This is a genomic window from Mesotoga sp. HF07.pep.5.2.highcov, assembly GCF_003666285.1.
In the GTDB taxonomy this organism is placed as follows: Bacteria; Thermotogota; Thermotogae; order Petrotogales; family Kosmotogaceae; genus Mesotoga; species Mesotoga prima.
This window is the reverse complement of the sequence record NZ_JFHJ01000285.1, coordinates 1-1,429: the sequence shown is the minus strand read 5'-3', so window position 1 is coordinate 1,429 and position 1,429 is coordinate 1. Positions and strand designations below refer to the sequence as shown.

Genomic DNA, 1,429 nt, shown 5'->3' with positions numbered 1-1,429 from the left:
ACTTCCGAAAGCCTCATCGCTGCCTTAGCCATTCTAGAAGCGCTCGAGCCGAATAGTTGAATTCGCGTTGGAGTTACCGGAACGATCTCCTCTGTTCTTCCCGACGCCCTAAGCACACCTTCTACACTAATCATCTCGCTGAAGACAAAATCCGCTCCCCATTCAGCTGAAAGCTCTCTCATAACGGCATCAGTGTAACCGGCCATGGGAGAAAGCCCAATCTGTTTATCCATAGAAGTCCTCTACCTCGTCAAGTATTGAATCGGGAACCATTCCCCTAACAGACTTACCTTCTGAAAGTCTTCTCCTGATTTCAGTGGATGATATTTCAAAACGCGGAGCATCTAACCAAACTATTTCTGCTTTCAAAGCAGTTTCTACCTCTATCGAATTTCTGGGGTAAACAGCGATCGTTGCTTCGCGAAGTAGTGATTCGTATTCATACCAGCTGTCAAGCGAAGCAAGGCTATCCTCGCCAATAACTAGAAAGGGTTTGCAGTTGTGAACTCTAGAGAAATGCCTAACTGTGAAAAGAGAATACGAGACCCCGCCTCGATCTCTTTCGTAGTCCGAAACGTGGGCGCATTCAACACCTTCAAACGCTATTTCAAGCCACTTCATTCTCTTTTCGTAAGGGGCAATCGTTGAAGATACCTTATGAGGAGGTATGTAAGCAGGAGTTACATACAGCCTTTCAAGCTCCAGCTGTTCTATGGCTAGTATTGCAACAATGATGTGTCCATTGTGCACTGGATCGAAAGAACCCCCAAAGATCCCAATCCTATTCCCTGAACACATACTCTCTATCATCTATTACGACAGTATCTCCTTCCATGATTCCTGCGTCTCTAAGTTTTGAAGACAATCCTCCTTTTTCCAATTTATCCATGATAAAACGATCCCTATACTTGAACGCCCTGATCTTTCTCACGTAGAAATCGACTGCCGGCCCCAGAACCACATACCTTCCAGAAGAGTCCTTCTCCACTCTGAAATCCTCGGGGTAGGGTGCCGTGAGGACGACTGGCTCGACCTGCGGTAGAGGGGTATCTTCATCCCCTTTCATTGACGATAGGTATGAACTGTCTCCTTCAATCGTTCTCCATATCACTTCTTTCAAAGCCTGAGTACCCTCATGAGTAGCGGCAGAAACAGGAATTATTTCTTTGCCGGTGCTTTCTTTGAATAGTTGAAGCCTCTTCTGCCTCTCTGCTTGTGTAATGAGATCGCATTTGTTTGCAACTACAATCTCAGGCTTATCAGCAAGCTCCCTCTTATAGAATTCGAGCTCGTAACGGATATCTATGTAATCCTGAATGAAGTCTCTTTCTTCACTCTCTGAGATATCCAGAAGATGAACGATTGTTTTGCACCTTTCGATGTGCCTAAGGAATGTATGCCCAAGTCCAATGCCCTCGTGAGCTCCTTT

Annotated in this window: 3 protein-coding genes; all 3 read right to left on the bottom strand. The window is 45.6% G+C overall.

From position 1 onward, the window contains the following. Nucleotides 1-233, bottom strand: a 233-nt coding sequence (locus BG32_RS06050; RefSeq protein ID WP_183084299.1) for a tRNA-dihydrouridine synthase, incomplete at its 3' end; no start/stop codon positions are given. Continuing rightward, nucleotides 226-798: a nicotinate (nicotinamide) nucleotide adenylyltransferase gene (nadD, locus tag BG32_RS06045; protein ID WP_173362783.1), complete on the bottom strand. Its 573-nt coding sequence runs from the start codon at nucleotides 796-798 to the stop codon at nucleotides 226-228. The genes nadD and BG32_RS06050, both read right to left, overlap by 8 nt. Then, nucleotides 782-1,429, bottom strand: a 648-nt coding sequence (gene cgtA / locus BG32_RS06040; protein WP_121526561.1) for an Obg family GTPase CgtA, incomplete at its 5' end; no start/stop codon positions are given. The genes cgtA and nadD, both read right to left, overlap by 17 nt.

Excerpts from the sequence above, each read along its gene's own strand:
- nadD (WP_173362783.1), bottom strand. The coding sequence starts at position 798 with ATGTGTTCAGGGAATAGGATTGGGATCTTTGGGGGTTCTTTCGATCCA.